Origin of the sequence: Enterobacter sp. MGH 4 (genome assembly GCF_000534735.1) — a bacterium.
Classification (GTDB): Bacteria; Pseudomonadota; Gammaproteobacteria; order Enterobacterales; family Enterobacteriaceae; genus Enterobacter; species Enterobacter intestinihominis.
Genome location: NZ_KI973289.1, coordinates 1,531,268 through 1,551,747 on the forward strand (window position 1 = coordinate 1,531,268; position 20,480 = coordinate 1,551,747).

Genomic DNA, 20,480 nt, shown 5'->3' on the forward strand with positions numbered 1-20,480 from the left:
ACATTAACACCCGCGCGTGCACTTTTGATCTAAACTTATGTGTCGCGAAAAGGCGGTCAGGCAATTGTGATCAATTTCACATTTTAATCCTGCGAGGCCTTTAAAATTCCGGGCGCAGCCCCCATGTGGTTGCTAGCTCAAAGGGAAAGTGAGGCGAGTCAGTCGCACAAACGTTAGTCACAGGATTGATTTGTCGCAATGATTGACACGATTCCGCTTGACGCTGCGTAAGGTTTTTGTAATTTTACAGGCAACCTTTTATTCACTAACAAATAGCTGGTGGAATATATGACTATCAAAGTAGGTATCAACGGTTTTGGCCGTATCGGCCGTATTGTTTTCCGTGCTGCTCAGAAACGTTCTGACATCGAAATCGTTGGTATCAACGATCTCCTGGACGCTGAATACATGGCGTACATGCTGAAGTACGACTCAACTCACGGTCGTTTCGACGGCACCGTTGAAGTGAAAGACGGCCACCTGGTTGTTAACGGCAAAACCATCCGCGTTACTGCTGAGAAAGACCCAGCTAACCTGAAATGGAACGAAATCGGTGTTGACGTTGTAGCTGAAGCTACCGGTATCTTCCTGACCGACGAAACTGCACGTAAACACATCACTGCGGGTGCGAAGAAAGTTGTTCTGACTGGTCCTTCCAAAGACAACACCCCAATGTTCGTTCGCGGTGCAAACTTCGAAACTTACGCTGGCCAGGACATCGTTTCCAACGCATCCTGCACCACCAACTGCCTGGCACCGCTGGCTAAAGTTATCAACGACAACTTCGGCATCATCGAAGGTCTGATGACTACCGTTCACGCTACCACCGCTACTCAGAAAACCGTTGATGGCCCGTCTCACAAAGACTGGCGCGGCGGCCGTGGCGCGGCTCAGAACATCATCCCATCTTCTACCGGTGCTGCTAAAGCAGTAGGTAAAGTACTGCCAGAACTGAATGGCAAACTGACTGGTATGGCGTTCCGCGTTCCAACTCCTAACGTATCCGTTGTTGACCTGACCGTTCGTCTGGAAAAAGCTGCTTCTTACGAAGAAATTAAGAAAGCAATCAAAGCTGCTTCCGAAGGCCCAATGAAAGGCGTTCTGGGTTACACCGAAGACGACGTTGTATCTACCGATTTCAACGGCGAAGTGTGCACTTCCGTGTTCGATGCTAAAGCAGGTATCGCACTGAACGACAACTTCGTGAAACTGGTTTCCTGGTACGACAACGAAACTGGCTACTCTAACAAAGTACTGGACCTGATCGCTCACATCTCCAAATAAGTTGAGATGAGTGCTTGATCCTAAAAGGCGACTTCGGTCGCCTTTTTTATTGTTTTTAGACAGAGGATTGCTTAATGATTAATAAAATTTTTGCACTTCCGGTAGTCGAACAACTTACCCCTGTGCTCTCCCGCCGTCAGATTGACGGCGCCGATATCATCGTCGTCGATCATCCGCGCGTTAAAGCCTCCGTAGCGCTCAATGGCGCCCACCTGCTCTCCTGGAAACCAGAAGGCGAAGAAGAAGGCCTGTGGCTGAGCGAGGCCACCTCGTTCAAAAAAGGGGCGGCGATCCGTGGCGGCGTACCGATCTGCTGGCCATGGTTTGGTCCGTCAGCGCAGCAGGGATTGCCGTCTCACGGTTTCGCCCGTAACCAGCAGTGGACGCTGAAAGCCCACAACGAAGATCATAACGGCGCGGTGTTGACCTTTGAACTTCAGGCAAATGATGAAACGCGCGCCCTGTGGCCACATGAATTCACCCTCTATGCCCGCTTCAAGCTGGGTAAAACCTGCGAGATAGAACTGGAAGCGCACGGCGAATTCGAAACAACGTCCGCCCTGCACACCTATTTCAACGTAGGCGACATTCAGGCCGTTAAGGTGAGCGGACTTGGCGATACCTTTATCGACAAAGTGGACAACGCGAAAGAAGGCAGGCTGGACGACGGCGTTCAGAGCTTCCCGGACCGTACCGATCGCGTGTATCTGCACCCGGAAGCCTGTAGCGTCATCCACGACAGCGCGTTGAACCGCGGCATTGACGTGGTTCACCACCACCATAGCAACGTGGTGGGCTGGAACCCGGGCCCTGCCCTTTCCGTCAGCATGGCAGATATCCCGGATGACGGTTACAAGACCTTCGTGTGTGTGGAAACCGCGTGCGTGACCGCCCCGCAGAAAACCAGCGAAGAAAAACCGTCCCGCTTAGGCCAGACGATCAAGATTGTGAAGCGCTAATATTTATCAGGCACCATAAAAAACAAACGGGGCGCAAGCGCCCCGTTTTAAGACATCACGTTCTGGTCAGAACTTGTAGGTCACACCCACGGAGAAGATGCCGGACCAGGACTTGTCGACCATCGGGCTGTCCTTCACTTCGTCGCTCAGACGGGTATAACGGCCAGTACCGTACACGTTCCAGTCGCCGAGGAAGTTATAGGAGGCGGTGAGTTCCAGGTACGGATCCCAGCCATCATCAGCGCTGTAGCTCTTCAGACCACTGCGGCGAGACTCAGCCTTAGACACGCCATAGTAGTAGTCATTGTAATTCTCGCTGCTGTACTGCACACCGATACCCGGCGTCAGGGTCACCGCGCCGTTGGTATAGCGATAAAGCCACGCCAGATCCCAGATGAAGCCATTGCTGTTGTCCAGGGTATCGCCCGCCAGCGCCGTGCGCAGGAAGCCATACTGGGTGTTATGCACATATGAAAGCCCGGCCATCAGTGAGCTTCTGCGCTTGTCCAGCTGACGAAGCGCATTGCTGTCGCTGTCGCCTGGTTTAAAGTACGTTGGGTCGTAATAGGCCATGATGGAGAGCTTATCGGCCGTATCGTTCCACAGATAGTAGCCGCCGCCCAATCCACGGAACCAGAAGTTATCGCCTTCATAGGTGACAACGGGGACAGGATAAACGTCGCGGTCATACTGCTTGTACGGGCTGTTGATCACGCCAGCACCCGCGCCAACAGTCCACTGGCTCTCAGCCTGTACGGTGCTCGCTGCGGTAGCGGCAAGGATGCCCAATGCCAGAAGTTTGAGTTTGGTCACAATCCATTCTTTCCTGTAGTCAAATAATCAGCGGGTGAAGTGTAACCGCCATTCCCGTACATCCCAAAATTTTTTGCGCGCGAATCCATTTGATTAACCCATTATTTTTCATTTTTCAGATGACATCCCGCTTTCATTTATGTGACCGATAAATGAAAAACCCCCTTTTCGCTTATAACCGCAGTGGAAATTTTTGGATGAGTTATTGATATGTCATTGAAAGTAGATTTTATCCGTATGCAAGTTTTGCAATTGCCATCTACGCTTTAATTTAAGAAGAGGTTTTGCTGAACACCCTGCGGTTCATAGCCTTCGACCTGGCACACAGGTTGCTGCTCTGGCAGTGAGGTGCGAAAGATTCTCTTCCGGGAGCCTCCACTACTCATACGAACGGCTCTTATCCTGTGCTAAAAAACGAAAGGACGGCATGCCATGAATATATTCGATCACTATCGCCAGCGCTACGAAGCTGCCAAGGACGAAGAGTTCACACTGCAGGAGTTTCTTACCATTTGTCGGCAAGATCGCAGTGCCTATGCCAATGCGGCAGAACGGCTATTGATGGCTATCGGTGAGCCAAACATGGTTGATACTGCACTGGAGCCACGGCTTTCCCGTCTTTTTTCGAATCGGGTAGTCGCCCGATACCCGGCGTTTGAAGAGTTCTATGGTATGGAAGATGCCATTGAGCAGATCGTCTCCTACCTGAAGCATGCCGCTCAGGGGCTGGAAGAGAAGAAACAGATCCTTTACCTGTTGGGTCCCGTCGGCGGGGGTAAATCCTCCCTGGCTGAACGGCTGAAAGCGCTGATGCAGCGCGTGCCGATCTATGTGCTGAGCGCCAACGGCGAGCGCAGCCCGGTCAATGACCATCCGCTGTGCCTGTTTAATCCGCAAGAGGATGCGCAAATTCTGGAGAAAGAGTTTGGCATTCCGCATCGCTATCTCGGTACGATCATGTCGCCGTGGGCGGCAAAACGCCTGCACGAGTTTGGTGGGGACATCACCAAATTCCGCGTCGTAAAAGTGTGGCCGTCTATCCTTGAGCAGATCGCCATTGCTAAAACTGAACCCGGTGACGAGAACAACCAGGACATCTCGGCGCTGGTGGGTAAAGTCGATATCCGTAAGCTGGAACATCACGCGCAAAACGACCCGGATGCCTACGGCTATTCCGGTGCGCTGTGCCGCGCCAACCAGGGGATTATGGAATTTGTCGAGATGTTTAAAGCACCGATCAAAGTGCTGCATCCGCTGCTGACCGCCACCCAGGAGGGGAACTACAACGGGACGGAAGGTATTTCCGCCCTGCCGTTTAACGGGATTATCCTCGCCCACTCGAACGAATCTGAATGGGTGACCTTCCGTAACAACAAAAACAATGAGGCGTTCCTTGACCGCGTGTACATCGTCAAAGTGCCTTATTGCCTGCGGATCTCCGAGGAGATCAAGATTTACGAAAAACTGCTCAACCACAGTGAGCTGGTCCATGCCCCCTGCGCACCGGGAACGCTGGAAACGCTGTCGCGCTTCTCGATTCTGTCGCGCCTGAAAGAGCCGGAAAACTCCAGCATTTACTCCAAAATGCGCGTGTATGACGGCGAAAGCCTGAAGGATACCGACCCGAAAGCCAAATCGTACCAGGAATACCGCGATTACGCCGGGGTCGACGAAGGGATGAACGGTTTGTCGACGCGTTTCGCGTTTAAGATCCTCTCCCGCGTCTTTAACTTCGACCACGCGGAGGTGGCCGCCAACCCGGTACATCTTTTCTACGTGCTGGAACAGCAAATTGAACGTGAACAGTTCCCACAGGAGCAGGCTGAACGCTACCTGGAGTTCCTGAAAGGCTACCTGATCCCGAAATACGCCGAGTTTATCGGCAAAGAGATCCAGACCGCCTACCTGGAATCCTATTCCGAATACGGCCAGAACATTTTCGATCGGTACGTCACCTACGCTGACTTCTGGATCCAGGATCAGGAGTACCGCGACCCGGATACCGGCCAGCTGTTTGACCGTGAATCCCTGAACGCAGAGCTGGAAAAAATTGAGAAACCGGCCGGGATCAGCAACCCGAAAGACTTCCGAAACGAGATTGTGAACTTCGTGCTGCGCGCCAGAGCGCATAACAACGGCCGCAATCCAAACTGGACCAGCTACGAAAAACTGCGCACGGTTATAGAGAAGAAAATGTTCTCTAACACCGAAGAGCTGTTGCCGGTTATCTCGTTCAACGCCAAAACCTCAACCGACGAGCAGAAAAAGCACGACGATTTTGTCGACCGTATGATGGAAAAAGGCTATACGCGCAAACAGGTCCGCCTGCTTTGTGAATGGTATTTGCGCGTGCGTAAATCGTCTTAAAACAAGTGCCCGGTAACGCGCTTACCGGGCCAACAAAATGTCCGGCACTTACGGACGCTGCAAGTTGGCAAATGCAGTACGGGGGATATATGACCTGGTTTATTGACCGGCGTCTTAACGGCAAAAACAAGAGCACGGTGAATCGCCAGCGCTTCTTGCGCCGTTATAAAGCGCAAATTAAACAGTCGATCTCCGAGGCCATCAACAAACGCTCGGTGACCGACGTCGACAGCGGCGAATCCGTCTCCATTCCCAACGATGACATCAGCGAACCGATGTTTCATCAGGGGCGTGGCGGCCTTCGCCATCGCGTGCACCCAGGTAATGACCACTTCGTCCAGAATGACAGAATCGAGCGGCCACAAGGCGGAGGCGGCGGTTCTGGCAGCGGTCAGGGACAGGCCAGCCAGGACGGTGAAGGCCAGGATGAGTTCGTCTTTCAGATTTCAAAAGACGAATATCTCGACCTGCTGTTTGAGGATCTGGCCCTGCCGAATCTGAGAAAGAATCAGCACCGTCAGCTCAACGAATACAAAACCCATCGCGCGGGTTATACCGCAAACGGGGTGCCCGCCAACATCAGCGTGGTGCGTTCACTGCAAAACTCGCTGGCGCGACGCACGGCGATGACGGCAGGCAAACGGCGCGAACTGCGCGAGCTGGAAACCAGCCTGAAAGTGGTGGAAAACACCGAACCGGCGCAACTACTGGAAGAGGAGCGCCTGCGAAAAGAGATCGCCGAACTGCGGGCGAAGATCGACCGGGTACCGTTTATCGACACGTTCGACCTGCGCTATAAGAACTACGAAAAACGTCCGGAGCCTTCCAGCCAGGCGGTGATGTTCTGCCTGATGGACGTGTCAGGTTCAATGGATCAGGCCACCAAGGATATGGCTAAGCGTTTTTATATTCTGCTCTATCTGTTCCTGAGCAGAACGTATAAGAACGTGGAGGTGGTCTACATCCGCCATCACACTCAGGCGAAAGAGGTGGATGAGCATGAGTTTTTCTACTCGCAGGAGACCGGTGGCACCATCGTGTCGAGCGCCCTGAAGCTGATGGATGAGGTGGTGAAGGAGCGCTACGACCCGGCGCAGTGGAACATCTACGCCGCCCAGGCATCGGATGGCGATAACTGGGCGGATGACTCGCCCCTGTGTCATGAAATTCTGGCGAAGAAGATCCTGCCGGTGGTGCGCTACTACAGTTACATTGAAATTACCCGTCGCGCCCACCAGACGCTGTGGCGTGAGTATGAGCATCTGCAAGCGATGTTCGATAACTTTGCGATGCAGCACATTCGTGACCAGGATGACATCTATCCGGTCTTCCGGGAACTGTTCCAGAAGCAAAGCTCAACAACTTCAAATTAACCCTTGTTAATCAGCCAGTTAGATTTGTTTTGCTGGCTGATTAACTATAGTTTTTACGTTCAAAATTCTCCATAATTTTCATTGCCTTAGTTTTTATTTTGGGGAAGGCAGTTCAGTGGTTACCCGGTTAGATAGTGGGTGACTTGTCCTCCCCTATAATGTTAAGGGTGTGAGTCAGTACGCCATATACAGTTACATCATCCAGCGCTTCGCCTTCTATCGCTTCACCATCTTCAGTTATCAATGCCGTCCCGTATAGCTTTGCAAACACGTTCCTGTTATCCATTCTTACCAGTAGCGTATCTCCCTGCTCTGGTCTTAGTGCAACGTTAATCACAGCCCAACCAAATGTTGTTTCTATTACTCTGCAGTTACCATCAATTCCGCATAGCAGATCGATAGTTAGCCGCTGTTCTTGATAATCCATAGCCGGTGAGGGAAATCCCATCAGAAAACCCTCCCCATATTGCGCAATATCCAGTAACGGTTATCACTGCCGTCCTTCGTCTTATCAGCAAAATCTGGCTGGTATCTCTCAATCAATGCGTTAGCGTCTGCCTGGCTGAAATGCCAGTTTCTTTGACGTAGTTCAGTTATGAACTTATCTGTATTAAGACAAAGGTAGCCCTTTGGATTCTGTTGGATTGACGCTATAAATGCGGCGTGGATATCAGGTTGACGAGGCATAAGAGCACCCTCACTTCATCATTGACTGGATGTATATACAGTAGTATTTTTGGTTTTGTAGATCAAGTTTGCAAGGAGGGATCGTGATGTTTGTTGAGCTGGTTTATGACAAGCGTAATGTTGAGGGGCTCGAAGGGGCCAGAGAGATCATTCTGGCCGAGCTGACGAAGCGGGTGCACCAGATTTTCCCTGATGCCGAAGTGAAGGTGAAGCCGATGCAGGCAAACGGCCTGAATAGCGACGCCAGCAAAAGCGATCGGGAAAAACTGAACCGCATGCTGGAGGAAATGTTTGAAGAATCTGATATGTGGCTGGTTTCTGAGTTCCCGACCGTTCGCCAGGTTGGCCGGTAGATATTGTTCGGGTAATATTCCCGACGTTTGCTCGGGCATGAATACTGAGCAATCAACCGCCGCTCATTCTTACGAAAAATGGCGGCGGTTTTTTTTTACGAGCCCTGTTCCTGCTTTAAAGCCTCTTCCGCTTGTTTCTGATTCCAGATGCTGTCAGCTGGCATTTCTACACGAACGCTGACGAACTGGTCAGCCGGGATGTCAACCGGCTCGCCATCTGCCAATCCATCACGCTCATTCCTGGCAAATGCTGGCGCAGAAGGATGTTCGCGGTGATAGGTTTTTACCAGCACAGAGCCGTCTGCGTTAACGTCGTAGTCCAGCCATATAAGCGGTTGTTTATTTCGATCTGTGGGAATCTCAAACCCTCCGTCGATACCTCCCCATGCAGCGTCTGAATTGAGTGCTTTACAGCCTTCAATAAGATATTGCCCGACATCCAGACGAGTGACCGTGACGCCTTCTGATTCGTCGTTAGTTTTATACTTACCATCAGTGAAGATTTTGACGACCGGGGATGCCACCTTTATAAAGCCATTACTGTCTACAGCAGTATTTTTTGTGTCCCACAATGTTCTGCCATTTGTCGATGTAATTAAGTTCGTCCCGTTGATTAAACCTGTAAAAACTCTTATCGGGCCACCATTATAATGGAAGTTGAGCACAGCAAATGTATCTAAGGTCCTGAAAAACAACGATGGGGAAAAATGATAAAAAGGCGTATCACCGCTCGTAACTGGAGTATCATTTCGGAATGCACACAATCCCGTTCCCTGCGTTGTAAAGTTGTCGTTGACCAGAGAACTGAAATTAGTCGAGTTCGTTATAATTGCACCATTAGCTAGCCCAAGACCAAACATGCCGGGCTGCATGACATCATTGCTCGTTTTTCCTGTGTTTTTCGTTGCAGAATTTCCCAAACCGAGGTTTGTGCGACTGCCTTCTGCCGTGGTTGCCCCGGTTCCGCCGTCTTCGACAGCTAGCGCGCCGTTGCTCCCTTTCTGTGCCAGCTTACCGATGCCAGGGATGGTTACGGAGGTGCCGTTGATGGTTACAGTGATGCTCTGATTGGCTGAGGTTGTGGCGAACGTCTCCCACGCGCCAATATTCTCGTCATACTCTTTGATGAGTTGCGACATGGCCTGTGCCAGTCCGTCGACAGAGATATTGTCGGACACCAGGATTCCATACTTCTGGCCACTAAGTGCCGGAGCGGCGGCAGGTGTAACCGTCATTGAGGTGGAACTGTCCACGCTTGAGATCTGGAAAATTTGTACCGGGCTCGACATGACGATAATCGTCTGGCCAGCGCGAACCTGGCTGGCGGGTGCCGTCCAGTTTGTACCCGTCCCGGTGGCGGTATTTCCGTTGATAGCAATGGTGCCAGTGTTATAAAGCATATTTTCTCCAGGCAACAAAAAACCCCGCCGGAGCGAAGTTGTATTCGAATGAGGTGGGTTATTTACAGGTAGTGCCAGTGAATGTATTTGCACCTACCCAGCGCCAGTTAAAGGGATCACCGGCTCGGTACTGCGTCTGGTTATTTTGTTTACGAACACCGTAAATCTGGACGGTATTTTCCTGACCGCCAACGATGGCCGTTCCGCTGCAAATTGGTTCCTGTTTCTCAAGTACTCCAGCGCAGCCTGAAAGCATGACAGCGCCAGCCATGCAGATAAGTAGCTTAATCATATTGATGGTATCCAGAGGTATTCATGAACTTAGACAATACCAACATGAAAGAAACGGGTATAATTGATTAGATAGATCAATTATTTGTTATTGATCGCTCAAAACGATCAATCAGTCATAGGCCGCTGTATTTATCGCGGTCAAGGAAATGCCAGTATTCGTTCCCCCTCCCGGAGAACCTGTTCCGGTGGAGGTTCCCCCTGCATTTATCCTCGTATTAGTCCCGTCAAACCTGCAAGCCGAATAAGCATTGATGGTGTAGATGGTCGGAGGCTGGGTGGAGTTATTCACAACGATGGTCTGCCCAAGCTGTGCAGGCGCAACAGCCCATGACCCGCTCAGCGTCTGGTCAATATTAATCCCGCCGCTTGCACCTGGCGTGCCCACTGTTTGCAGATCAGAAAGCACCCTTGATTCGTTCGTCAGAACAAGCTTCCCGGAGGCATCCCAGATAGCAAATCCCCACGCGGGAAGTGTTTGCGGAAAAATTGCAAATACATATGCTGTCAGCGTAAAGCCCTGGTTATAGGGATTTACGCCACTAATATAGACATTTCCTCCTATCCGATATGACATGGCCGGAGTCGGCTGCGCAGTATTAGTCGTTTTTATGAAGACCATTACCGGATAATCGTCAGGAACCGAAAGATATTGCGCCACCTGCTGAGAGCTGCCATTAGCTGAGGAATTGAAGGAGTATTTTCCGTAGAGGCAGAAAGGCGTTGATTGTGGTGTAACAAAGGGATTGCCGTTCTCCATTAATATCATTGCGCCAAAGTCAGACACTATGCTTTCTCCATGAAAACGATCACCTCACACTTAGAGGCCGGGTAATTTCCCAGGCCTACAGAAGAGGCAGCAGTTACAGTTATTGTGTTCCCTGACGCGACAATGCGCCTCCCTACGCTGCTTCCTCCTTCATCAAGTGTGAGCACAAAGCCGACCTTCATTCCTGAGGGCACCGCGAAAGACCAGTTGCCGGAGTTTTGTCCGGCAGCCAGCTGTATACGCCCAACAACTGAAACTGGCTTGATACCGTAGTTGTTGGGTTTACCCGACGCATCCCATGTTTGTATACCCCATGACATCAAAACACCCCTGTAAGTTTGCCGATTTGCACGCGGAGCACGCCATTTGAATCCCTGATACTGTCAGTGACATTGGTGGATTTTCTTGCTCCCTGACCGTCGCTGCCGTAGTTTTCCCAGGTGCCGCCTTTATCAAGTTTCCAGCCTGCCGAGCCAGCCACATAGTTATTCGACTGGATATAGTTACCGATTTTGGCGTTCTCAATGGTACCGTCCTGAATGAAGCTGGCCCTGATGAACGTCTGACCATTCTGGATCACAAATGGCAACGCCACGCTGTTTCCTGCTGCCGTAGTGACGGCAAAACGGTCGGCCATGAAGATTACCTGCGACTGCATCCCTGATGGCGTATTCTCCACCCCGATCCCCATGCCTGCGGCGTAATACTGGCCATTACTCGTTACCGCAACTTTGATGTTGTACATCGCGCTGAGTTGGCCGTTTACGTTCGCAATTGCCTGGGCGTTCGTTGTTATCGCCGCCGTATTTCCGTTTATGGTCGCAGTGATGGCGTTTATCTGCGTCGCCGTGGTCTGCTGGTAATTCGAAACCGTCTGGCTCAGACTGTTGATGGATGCCGTATTGCCGTTGACGTTCGTCTGCAGGCTCAGCAATGCGCGTGCCGTTGCCTCCCTGTCAGTGACGATCACCTCATCAATGCGGTCCAGCTGCGCGCTGTTACCGGCAACCGATGCCGACAGGGTTTTACGCGTGGCCACCTGAGCGAGGTTGGCCTGGATTATCGCAATTGCCGAGTTCTTCACGCCTCCCGTCATGCCGTCCATCGACACAGAAATCTCGTCTATTTTCACTTCGGCCTTCGCCAGCCCGTCAGCATTCTCCTGGATGTCTTTCGCCTGCTGCTCAAGCTCGTCGGCATGCTTTTTGATGTCATCCGCCATGCCTGCAACTTTTTCGTTGCTGTCCACCGCGTTCTCGATCAGGTCTTTGAACGTATCGGAGTCTTTAATTTCCTCCAGGATCACGTCTGTGATGTCGGAAACATCGATGCTGGCCTGTCCTCGCACCCATTCGGTGTAACCTGATTCGTTGCCGGTTCGGTCCACCAGCTGCGCGCGATACCAGAAAATCTGCCCAGCCTTAAGGCCCATCTGCTGATATTTGCGCTGCGGGTAAGGCACATCGGCCAGCAGCATCTCATCGTCTTCAGAACCGGTCAGGCTGTACTGAATTTCCGTCTTCAGCGTGTCGTCGGTATTCGCGGGGAACCCCCAGTTCAGCTCGATACCGAATACCACGTTTTCAGACGCAATGAAGCCGACCGGCTTCGGTGGATTGCCCACTTTACCCGTCAGCGTTTTCTCTTCTGAATAGCCCCATCCGGATGAGATTTCTGCGGCATTGATTGCGCGCACGCGCACCAGGTAGCGCCCGGCATAAATCCCGGGGACGTCGAATGACGTGGTGGAGCTGCGCGGCACGTTAACCCAGTTCCCGTCGTTGCGGCGCCATTGCGCTTCATAGGCGATAGCGTTCTGCGCCTGGTCCCAGCTCACGCGCATCGTTTCTACGCTGATATTTTGCTGCACCACGGAAAACGAGCTGATCACGATGTTCGCAGGCGGCGACTGGTTACCCGGAGGGATCACACTCACCGGCCGCTGGTCGATGATGGCTCCGGTATCGATACGGGCATATTTATCCGGGTCGTGCCATGCGCCAGTAATCGAGAAAGTGCCATCATCCTTTTCGGAAACGCTGACAACACGATACTGCTGCGCGTAGAGCTCGTCAGATTCAACCACCCAAACAGCTTCGACCTGTGGCGTCTCACTGTATGCCGTGGTGACTGTGACTGATTCCCCGTTTACAGCCTGAATGGTCCTGCTCTGCGATGCTCCGGAGGGAAGGTTGAGAATAAGGCGATCCCCTGCTGCTGCATCTGCCACGCGGTCAAGTTTGATAACGCGACCGTTGACGGCGCTGATGCGGCCGCCCATAACCTTTCCGGAAAGCAGCTCGTCTGCCACGGCGATGATGTAGCCCGGCTGCGGAATGTTGCCGTCCAGCCCGACATCAAACGAAACAACGCGATCCTTGTTGTTGGTGAGAATACCCCAGCGCCCCTTTCGGTTCGCTTCTGACTGCCTGGTGCAGCCGATGGCTGTCATTTCCAGCTGATTGAAGCCGTATCGCGCCACCAGCGCCTGCTCAAATACCGGCTCCATTGCGTCGGCATAAGCGTTACCCGGGTCTGACCATGAAACCAGTGCTGTGGTGTAGCGGCTTTTCGTGGTGCTGCTCGAATAGGTGAAGCGACCGCCAACAACGTTAGCGCGCGTGTAGCTATAATCAACATCGCGCGGCATGTCAGCCAGGGCCACAATCTGATCCCCTCCCCAGTAGGTCATGCCACGGAAGATAGCGGCAAAATCACGCAGGACTGTGTAGGCGTCGTTCCGGTCCTGAATGTACACGTTGCAGGTATAACGTGGTTCGGTACCGTTGCCCCCTTTGCCGTCTGGTACCATCTGATCACAATACTGGGCAACCTGATAAAGCGTCCATTTATCAATATTCGCAGCGGTCAAACGGTGCCCAAGGCCGAACCGGTCAGAAACAACCAGATCGTAAAAAATCCACGCCGGATTATCCGTCCATGCCCACTTAAACGCACCGGTCCATGTACCGCTATAAGTGCGGGTTTCAGGGTCGTAGGTATCTGGAACGCGGATAACGCGGCCACGCGGTTCGCATGAAATTTGGGGAATAGAGCCGTTGAACTGGCTTGAGTCGAATTCGATGTAAAGCAGCGCGGTGTTCGGGTAGCGCAGTTTGGCGTCAATCACCTCGGTGAAGCTCTGCAGCGTCATCGTGTCGCCGATCTTCGCGCTGTTGGCGTCAGAGGTAATCTTACGCAGGCGGATTGTCCAGGTGCTGCCAGCCTGCGGTAAATCAATACGGTGGCTGCGCTCATAACCGGATGTGGTTTTACCGGTTACGCTGGTATTCAGCACCGTCTGCCAGGCGCCGCCGTCGGTCTGCAGGTCAATCGCATAATTGACCGAGTAACCCACCAGATCGCTGTCGTCCTCCTGTTTGAAAAGCGAGGGCCATTTCAGGCGTAGGCGAACTGCTGAAAGCTGCGTATTGGTAAACGTGCGCGTCCAGGCTGTAGCGCTTGATACCTCTGTTCCTACGCTGATTTCGTTTTCGGTACCGGGAATACCCTGAATATATTTTTGCGCCTGCGTTCCCGCGCGAAACTCCCACGTCACGCCGCTGAAGTTTTGGGAGCCGTCAGCATTTTCCAGGGCCGTTCCGTCCAGGTAGATATCTTTGCCGGTTAGCTGCCCTGCAAACTCCCCTTCCCCAAGCGCAACAAGGATTTTTGCCTTCGCTACAGATTGCAGATCATCAGGCTGTTCGGTAGGGGTTCGGGAACTTGAGCTGCCGCCCTTGCGGCCCTTTAAAACTTTTTCTGTAGCCATATTGCGCCCATAAAAAAAGCCACCCGAAGGTGGCCAGAAAAAAGGTTAGTTATCTACTGCTGATCTTCGACATAAATTCCGGCAGAAATAATCGCTCCGCCGATTCGACGCTTACCATAAAGGAGCGGTACCGGGTAGCCCTGAGCAGCGGTGTTTGTTACACCACCGAATGCGTAGGATGCGCGGTTATCTGCACTTTGTTTGCTGGCTATGCCTGATGGCTGTGGTGAAAGAAGCTGAATAACCCCACCGAGGACCAACGAGGCGCCAGTTGCTGCAGCAAACCCAGTTAATCCACCAGCAGCGAACGCAGCGCCAACTCCGCCAGAAACAAAGACAGCAGCAGCTATCAAAACTGCTCCTAATATCGTCTGAAAAAGACCAGCGCGTTTACTACCGATAATTACAGGCATAATCCTTACTACATCGCCTTCAGAGGGAAAACCCATCTCATCTGCTGCAATATTTTTTTTCCCTTTGAACACCGCGAAAGTTAATCCGCGACGTTTACTGCTGATCATGAAGCTTTCGAAACCGGGCAATGTTTTACTTAAAGCAATAGCAGCTTCACCAGTTCGCGCTATCAGTCTTTGATGGGTTCTACCGAAGGTCTTTCCTAACACTCCGCCGAGCTGAATTGTTGTCATTACTTCTTTCATATTCTCACCATAAAAAAACCCGCCGAAGCGGGTTAAGTCTTGGTTATATACAGCGTTCTATTACTTTAATCCGGCTGTTGATTCGATAAGCAAATAGGCCACCTTGATGACGGAATTCAATCTTGGTAATTCCGCCGTCCGATATTAAATCAACCATCTCAAGTTGAGATTGTGTAAATACAGTTTTACCACCGTCATAAGGCTGAATAAAAACGCTTCCATATTTTTGGCTTTCTTCTTGCCATCCAGCGAGTATGCATTCAGCTACTGCGTCAATTTGTTTCTTCGATTGAAAAGTATTTGACGCTGGCTCCTTCCGGAGATCCTGCATACTGGAACAACCAGCCATGATTAACAAAGAAAGTGCCAATAATGTTTTTTTCATATCCCTATCCCCTTTGGTTTTACAAAAGGTTAGCACAGAGATTTGTAACGTAGAATTTTCATCGTTCGTTCCCGCCAATAGCCCCCATACGGCACGCGCTGGCTCAGATGTCCGTACAGATGGTGCAGCAGCATATTGCCCTCCAGCAGAATTCCAGCATGATTCCACTTATCAGCCTGCACCTGCATGATCACCATATCGCCAGGTTTCGGCGGCCCGTCGAATTCACGGAATCCGCACTCGTACCAGCAATCCTGGTAGAAGTTTTCCGGATATTCGTTTTCCCACCAGGGATAATCAACCCGGTAATCGTGGAGTTCGATACCATGAGTTTGCCGGAAATAGCTCATTACCAGCCCCCAGCAGTCGAAGTGACCAAGCACAAAAGGACGCTCCAGCAGCGGCAGCTCTCCGCGCGGCTGAATGGTGCGTAAATCCCCCTCCGGCCAGCTCACGATATGCCAGGGTAAAAGCGTTGCGTCGCATTGCGCTTTATCCAGTTCGCTCGGCTGTGTAGTGGCGTCAGGGTGGCTGTGAACGATGGCGATCACCGTACCCCAGTCCTCCGCGGCTGCGTAATCTTCGGGGCAAAGGACAAAATTGTCCTCCGGCGCCGCGGCAAGATTCCGGCAAGGAAAATAACGTTCAACGCGGCTTTTCTGCGCCACCACACCACAGCACTCACGAGGATATTCAGCGGCGGCATGCGCCATAATCGCATCAATGGTTTTCTGACGCATATCAGCTCCTGATCAGCGACGTACCCGGGAACCCACCAAACGAGAGTTCGTTGTTTTCACCGAACCGAAGTTTGCAGGCCGTCAGCGTTCCGTTGCATTCATCCAGTGACGGATCGCTTACCGGGTTGTTGTTTTTGTCGAAATAGCGCGTACCGGCATAGTCGCAGCCATCGCCGGTTTGGTACTTGTTCCGGATGCACCATGTGCACAGAGAATGAAGCTGCCGGGTGGGGATCATTTGTCCCTGAAGATCCATAGGGCTGGACAGTACAAACTCAATGGTTTCGCCGGCAAGCTCGGTCGTTTTCCCGTCGATATACCAGACCTGAATTTTCTCCTGAGTCGGATCTGCTGTAGGGTTACCGCCTGCGAAGTTTTTCGCATCGAGATATTTTGCCTTTGTGTCGTGAATAGTGACCTTAGCCTGAAGCAAATCGTCATACGCAAGACACAGGGCAGAAATAGAGCTTTCGATGTTCGCGACCGTCAGTGATGGCGTCGCATTGCTGCCACTGGTCGATTTCTCCAGCCCTTCCAGCTGATAAGGCCAGGCGGAATATTCATTACCCTGCCACCAGATTGGTTTCGCCGGGAGCTTGGCCTCATCCCCGCCGGCGGCGACTATTTCCGCTTCGGTGTGGGGAATGTTGTAATTGTGAAATCGGAGAACGTCCGTCAGTCCAAAAGAAGAACCGTCCACCTCAATCAGACGAACGTCGTTTCCTGATTCCAGCTTCTGATAGTCTGCGTTTAAGCTCATGGTTTAAATGCCTGGATGAATGTTGCTTCAAGATTAAATTTCCCCGCGCCGAGCCCGGTGGGTTTATACGTTTCGCAACGATACAAACCCAATGGTTCGAGCGGTGGCTTCCATTGAAAGGCTTTCGTTCCTTCATGCCTGTCGAGAAAAGTCTTTATGGCGGAAATGTAGGTTTCATTGCCGGTGAAATTAAGTGTCCATTGCTGGCTTTTAGGGTTTAATCCATCCCCTGAAACCTGCTCATATCCATCGCCAAACTTGGCTTTCCTGACGCGGAAATTTGTATCAGCCTCAGCGTTAATCCGTGGGCACCATGTGAAAGTTTCGATGGCCATAATTATCGGTTTCCTTTCATTGCGTTCCAGATGTCACCGCCGGGGCGGATATCACGCATTACATTCTGCTTATATCGCTGATCAACAAATTTTCCGACCTCAGCGCCAAATTGCTCAAGGCCAGGTGAGGTTTGCGTTGAGGTGTTGCCATTACCATCGATGGTGATATAAACCTGTGGCGCCGAAGATAGAGACTGACCGCCGCCACCTCCGACCGCACGAACACCGAGAGAACCATCCGGCGCGCGGGTAAGCGGCATGATCGCCTCCGGCCCAGCCTCGGCAAAAACCCCTGCGCCTTTGGCAAAAGCAAACAGCTGAGGCGTCTGGAAAACGCCATTGCTGTAAGCGCTCAGGGACGGAGAGTCGTAAACATTACCCTTCGCATTAAAGGTAAAGTTCGCGCCAGCATTCTGAATAGCGGTACCGCTGCTGGCGGTTGCGGCTGACGAGGCACCAAAACTGAACAGTGATCCAATTGAGCTGACGCCATTAGCAACAGCCATGTTCACCAGAACGTTCTGGATAATCTTCAGTACGCTCACGCCCCAGTCCTTCCAGCTGTCAACGTTGCCATTGAGCATGTCGGTGATCGTGGTGACCGCGCCACCCATGGCCTGCTTCATGCCGTCAGCGGCCATGGAAGAATAATCAGTGGCTTCGTCCACCCAGTTCGCATAACCCTCAGACAGTCCCGTCATCCAGTCGTCACGCTGCGCATCAGAAGCTGCGTAATATCCCTCCTGGTCGCGCAGGCGCTCTTCGAGGTAGCGCTTATTGAGTGCCAGCCCCTGCTGATAGAACGTCTCGTCGATTTCACCAGCCTGACGCTGGCGGAGAAGATCGGTATTCTTCTGCTCAAACTCCTTACGCAGATTGAACTGCTCCTGAAGTCTTTCACGGAACCTGGCTCCCTGCCCGTAGCCCAGCAGTTGCGCTTCATTGGCTGCGCGGGCGCTGGCGTTACTGTCAGCAAGGTTGGCTTCGTAATTTCGCAGTTGCTCACGCAATTTAACCTGGTCAATCAGCGCAGCATTCTGCAATACCGTCTTTTTCTGGGCTTCTGTCAGAGAAGCAAGCTCCCCCTGGCTGACCTGGTATTTAACCTTCGCCAGTTCAGTATTCTGGCCTTGCAGGGCAATCTGCTCTTTTTGCTGCTTGATAAGGCGCTTATACACATCCTCGGTTTTCTCGCCTTCGGTTTTACCGCCCTTCGCCTTAGGTTTGTTGGCCTCATTATTCCGCCATTCAGCAAGACCGTTATTAATCAACTCCTGACGGCCTGTCTGGAATTGCGGATCACTGGTTAACCCCAGGTCATCGGCTGCATAACTCAGTCGCAGACGCTCTTTTGCTTCACCCTTCAGGCGTGACAACTCCAGATCCCGGCGGCTCTTTTCGAGGGCATCAGTTTGTTTTTTGTCGAGGTCGGCCTGGGGAAGTCTGAGCGGGACGTTAGCCAGCCCCTGACGAGCCATTAATAGCTGATTTCCCAGCCCCAGCAGACGGTTAAATTCGTCATGCTGCCCATTCATCAACAGGAGAGATTGATAAGCCCGGTTTTGATTAGCAGCCTCTTCTCGAATGAGTGCCACCCGGCGATGTTCAAGCCCTTCCAGAACCTGTTGAATAGAAGCGGATTCTTGCTGCATCTGAGCAAGTCTTTCTTGCTCAACAGATAACTGCTCTGTAGCCGTAGCCAGCCCACGAGTCACCGTGTCCAAATATGTCAGGTGGTTAATCATGAAACCACCGCTGGTAGTTGGACCGGGATTACTAATCACTGACTGATAACCAGCTATCTGCTCTTTCAGGCTTTCAACCTTGCTCTTTTGTTCATCAATTAGCCTGATTTGTTCATTCAGAGCGGCACGAGTTTTCTCTGCATTATCTGAAGCTTCAGGAAGGGTCATTGCCCTCGTCTTTTTACTGACTTCATCTATCGTGCTGGCATACTCCTGAGCAGAGCGCCGAGCCTGCTCCTGATTTTGATACACCGCATACCAGGCACCGGCTCCAAGCATCACCAATCCCGGCACGCCGCCAATGAGCCCGAGGGCACTGCTTAAAAGGCGGGTGCCAACAGATGTGACACTATTGAGATTGCTTTGGGTGGTAACACGATTTGCAAGGTTCCGGTCTCTGGCGGCCTCCGCGGAAGCCAGGCGTCTTTCAGCGATAGCCTGTGCATCGGCGTTTTTTGCTGCCACCAGACCTGCCTGCGCACGCTCAAGCGCTGTTCTGGCTCTGACTTTCTCTGTAGCAGAACCGCTGGCTAGAGCGGTAGTCAGCCTGGCCTGGGCTGCAGTGACTTTTGCTTCTGCCGCAGCAATTTTCTCTTGCTGCGCAGCCTGAACATCTGCGCTACGCGATCTCTGTACAGCTTGCTGAGCCCTATAAACCTCCGCCCTTGAGGCGGCAACGGCAGACTGTGCAGCCTTATCCTGCGCAACGGCAAGAGCAACCTCTGACTTAGCCGCAGAAATTAGCGCGCCGGTTGCGCTCGTGGCGCTAGTTACTACTCCACTGAGATACCTTGCCAGCCCAACGCCAACAAGTGCACCCGCCACTGTTGTGATCGTGGACATATTGTCTGCAACATCACTTAGTGCGCCGCTTACTGCCGAAGAGGTAAATGAATCAAGCGTTTGGGCAACTCCGTCTAGGCCACCAGATAGCGCATCGGTAGCACCTGTAGCCTGGTTGACACCTCCAACCCATGCCATGAACGAGTTTGTGACTTTTTGCAGGGATCCGGAAACTGTTTGCGGCATGCTGGCAAACTCACCCTGTAATGAGCCCAACTGGCTCATTAATGCAGGAACAACCTTATCAATCGTAAGTTGCCCCTGGTCAGCCATGCTCTTCAGGTCTTTGCGGGCCACGCCCATTCCGGCGGCAAGTGCGCGGATAACACGATCACCTGCTTCGTTAACGGCGTTGAATTCTTCACCGCGAAGAACGCCCTGCGCCAGAGCCTGGCTGAATTGAGTGATAACAGAACTCGCTTCCTGAGTATTAGCCCCCGAAAGTTTAAGGCCGGTAGAAACAGCTTCGGTAATTTTCAGAACTTCGTCAGAGCTATACCCAAACTCACGCATTGAAGCAGCTGCGCGTGAAAAAAGGTTTGCGTTGTCTGAAAACGCGGTGCCAGTTCTTTGGCTGATTTCCATTAACTGGCGCTGAGAGGCAGCAAAATCATCAGCTGAAGATGATGCCTGCTTAAGACGGGCGTTTACTGAATTCCACTCATCAGCAATCTGCACGAGCTTACCAGTCGCAAAAGCGGCCGTAGCAGCAGCAGCGGCTCTTCCTGCCGATGCAAACCCAGCGGTCAGATCAGATAACGCCCTTTCGCTCTCTCGGGCGGCAGCGGCAGCCTGACGGCCACCATTTTGCATGGTGCGGTAATAATCCTGCCCCATACGTGAAGCGCGGGAAATTTCCGTCTGGAATGATTGCGAGTTAGCGGAAATTTTGATTATTAACTCACGTAAAGTTGCCATTTAGTCTAACTCCAGACGTAAAAAAAC

General features: G+C 52.1%; 19 protein-coding genes. 5 read left to right on the forward strand and 14 right to left on the reverse strand.

All coding sequences use genetic code 11. The annotated features are described in order from the left end of the window. Window positions 1-288: 288 nt before the first annotated feature. Complete coding sequence (gene gapA, locus L350_RS15205; RefSeq protein WP_006809136.1) at window positions 289-1,284, forward strand: glyceraldehyde-3-phosphate dehydrogenase; 996 nt, start codon at window positions 289-291, stop codon at window positions 1,282-1,284. Window positions 1,285-1,358: 74 nt separating this feature from the next. Next, complete coding sequence (locus L350_RS15200; protein ID WP_032624408.1) at window positions 1,359-2,243, forward strand: D-hexose-6-phosphate mutarotase; 885 nt, start codon at window positions 1,359-1,361, stop codon at window positions 2,241-2,243. Between the two features lie 66 nt (window positions 2,244-2,309). Here the strand turns inward: L350_RS15200 and L350_RS15195 are convergent, their stop codons facing one another. Next, window positions 2,310-3,056, reverse strand: coding sequence for a MipA/OmpV family protein (locus tag L350_RS15195; protein WP_023299885.1), 747 nt, complete (start codon window positions 3,054-3,056; stop codon window positions 2,310-2,312). Between the two features lie 432 nt (window positions 3,057-3,488). On the opposite strand from L350_RS15195, the gene yeaG reads away from it, so the two are divergent. Both yeaG and L350_RS15185 read left to right on the forward strand, forming a co-directional pair. Further along, window positions 3,489-5,423: a protein kinase YeaG gene (gene yeaG, locus L350_RS15190; RefSeq protein WP_006809140.1), complete on the forward strand. Its 1,935-nt coding sequence runs from the start codon at window positions 3,489-3,491 to the stop codon at window positions 5,421-5,423. A gap of 89 nt (window positions 5,424-5,512) precedes the next feature. Next, window positions 5,513-6,796: a YeaH/YhbH family protein gene (locus L350_RS15185; protein WP_023299884.1), complete on the forward strand. Its 1,284-nt coding sequence runs from the start codon at window positions 5,513-5,515 to the stop codon at window positions 6,794-6,796. Between the two features lie 127 nt (window positions 6,797-6,923). On the opposite strand, the gene L350_RS15180 is transcribed toward L350_RS15185, so the two are convergent. After that, complete coding sequence (locus tag L350_RS15180) at window positions 6,924-7,244, reverse strand: hypothetical protein (RefSeq protein WP_032624409.1); 321 nt, start codon at window positions 7,242-7,244, stop codon at window positions 6,924-6,926. Continuing rightward, complete coding sequence (locus L350_RS24635) at window positions 7,244-7,483, reverse strand: hypothetical protein (RefSeq protein WP_032624410.1); 240 nt, start codon at window positions 7,481-7,483, stop codon at window positions 7,244-7,246. Before L350_RS24635 ends, L350_RS15180 begins: the two co-directional genes overlap by 1 nt. Before the next feature lie 86 nt (window positions 7,484-7,569). Between L350_RS24635 and L350_RS15170 the strand changes: the two genes are divergently transcribed. Continuing rightward, window positions 7,570-7,836, forward strand: coding sequence for a DinI family protein (locus tag L350_RS15170; protein WP_032624411.1), 267 nt, complete (start codon window positions 7,570-7,572; stop codon window positions 7,834-7,836). A gap of 95 nt (window positions 7,837-7,931) precedes the next feature. On the opposite strand, the gene L350_RS15165 is transcribed toward L350_RS15170, so the two are convergent. The 11 genes from L350_RS15165 to L350_RS15120 form a co-directional block, all read right to left on the reverse strand. Beyond that, window positions 7,932-9,236, reverse strand: a complete 1,305-nt coding sequence (locus L350_RS15165) for a phage tail fiber protein (protein ID WP_032624412.1) — start codon at window positions 9,234-9,236, stop codon at window positions 7,932-7,934. A 58-nt stretch (window positions 9,237-9,294) separates the two neighbouring features. Then, entirely contained in the window at window positions 9,295-9,528 is a 234-nt protein-coding gene (locus tag L350_RS15160; protein WP_032624413.1) for a phage exclusion lipoprotein Cor, read from the reverse strand. A gap of 111 nt (window positions 9,529-9,639) precedes the next feature. After that, a complete protein-coding gene (locus L350_RS15155) occupies window positions 9,640-10,314 on the reverse strand; it encodes a hypothetical protein (protein WP_022648741.1) in 675 nt (224 codons plus the stop codon). Continuing rightward, a complete protein-coding gene (locus L350_RS24810; protein ID WP_022648742.1) occupies window positions 10,314-10,616 on the reverse strand; it encodes a hypothetical protein in 303 nt (100 codons plus the stop codon). Before L350_RS24810 ends, L350_RS15155 begins: the two co-directional genes overlap by 1 nt. Then, window positions 10,616-14,068 (reverse strand): TipJ family phage tail tip protein, encoded by a 3,453-nt coding sequence (locus L350_RS15145; RefSeq protein WP_032624414.1) that lies wholly within the window; start codon window positions 14,066-14,068, stop codon window positions 10,616-10,618. The genes L350_RS24810 and L350_RS15145 overlap by 1 nt, the downstream gene beginning before the upstream one ends. Before the next feature lie 53 nt (window positions 14,069-14,121). After that, entirely contained in the window at window positions 14,122-14,727 is a 606-nt protein-coding gene (locus L350_RS15140; protein WP_032624415.1) for a tail assembly protein, read from the reverse strand. A 43-nt stretch (window positions 14,728-14,770) separates the two neighbouring features. Then, window positions 14,771-15,112 (reverse strand): hypothetical protein, encoded by a 342-nt coding sequence (locus L350_RS0122265; protein WP_032624416.1) that lies wholly within the window; start codon window positions 15,110-15,112, stop codon window positions 14,771-14,773. A gap of 29 nt (window positions 15,113-15,141) precedes the next feature. Then, window positions 15,142-15,852 carry a C40 family peptidase gene (locus L350_RS15135; RefSeq protein WP_032624417.1) on the reverse strand — a complete coding sequence of 237 codons (711 nt, stop codon included), beginning with the start codon at window positions 15,850-15,852 and terminating at the stop codon, window positions 15,142-15,144. A 1-nt stretch (window position 15,853) separates the two neighbouring features. Beyond that, window positions 15,854-16,612, reverse strand: coding sequence for a phage minor tail protein L (locus L350_RS15130; protein ID WP_032624418.1), 759 nt, complete (start codon window positions 16,610-16,612; stop codon window positions 15,854-15,856). Further along, window positions 16,609-16,947: a phage tail protein gene (locus tag L350_RS15125; protein WP_032624419.1), complete on the reverse strand. Its 339-nt coding sequence runs from the start codon at window positions 16,945-16,947 to the stop codon at window positions 16,609-16,611. The genes L350_RS15130 and L350_RS15125 overlap by 4 nt, the downstream gene beginning before the upstream one ends. A 2-nt stretch (window positions 16,948-16,949) precedes the next feature. After that, complete coding sequence (locus L350_RS15120) at window positions 16,950-20,453, reverse strand: phage tail tape measure protein (protein ID WP_032624420.1); 3,504 nt, start codon at window positions 20,451-20,453, stop codon at window positions 16,950-16,952. Window positions 20,454-20,480 lie beyond the last annotated feature (27 nt).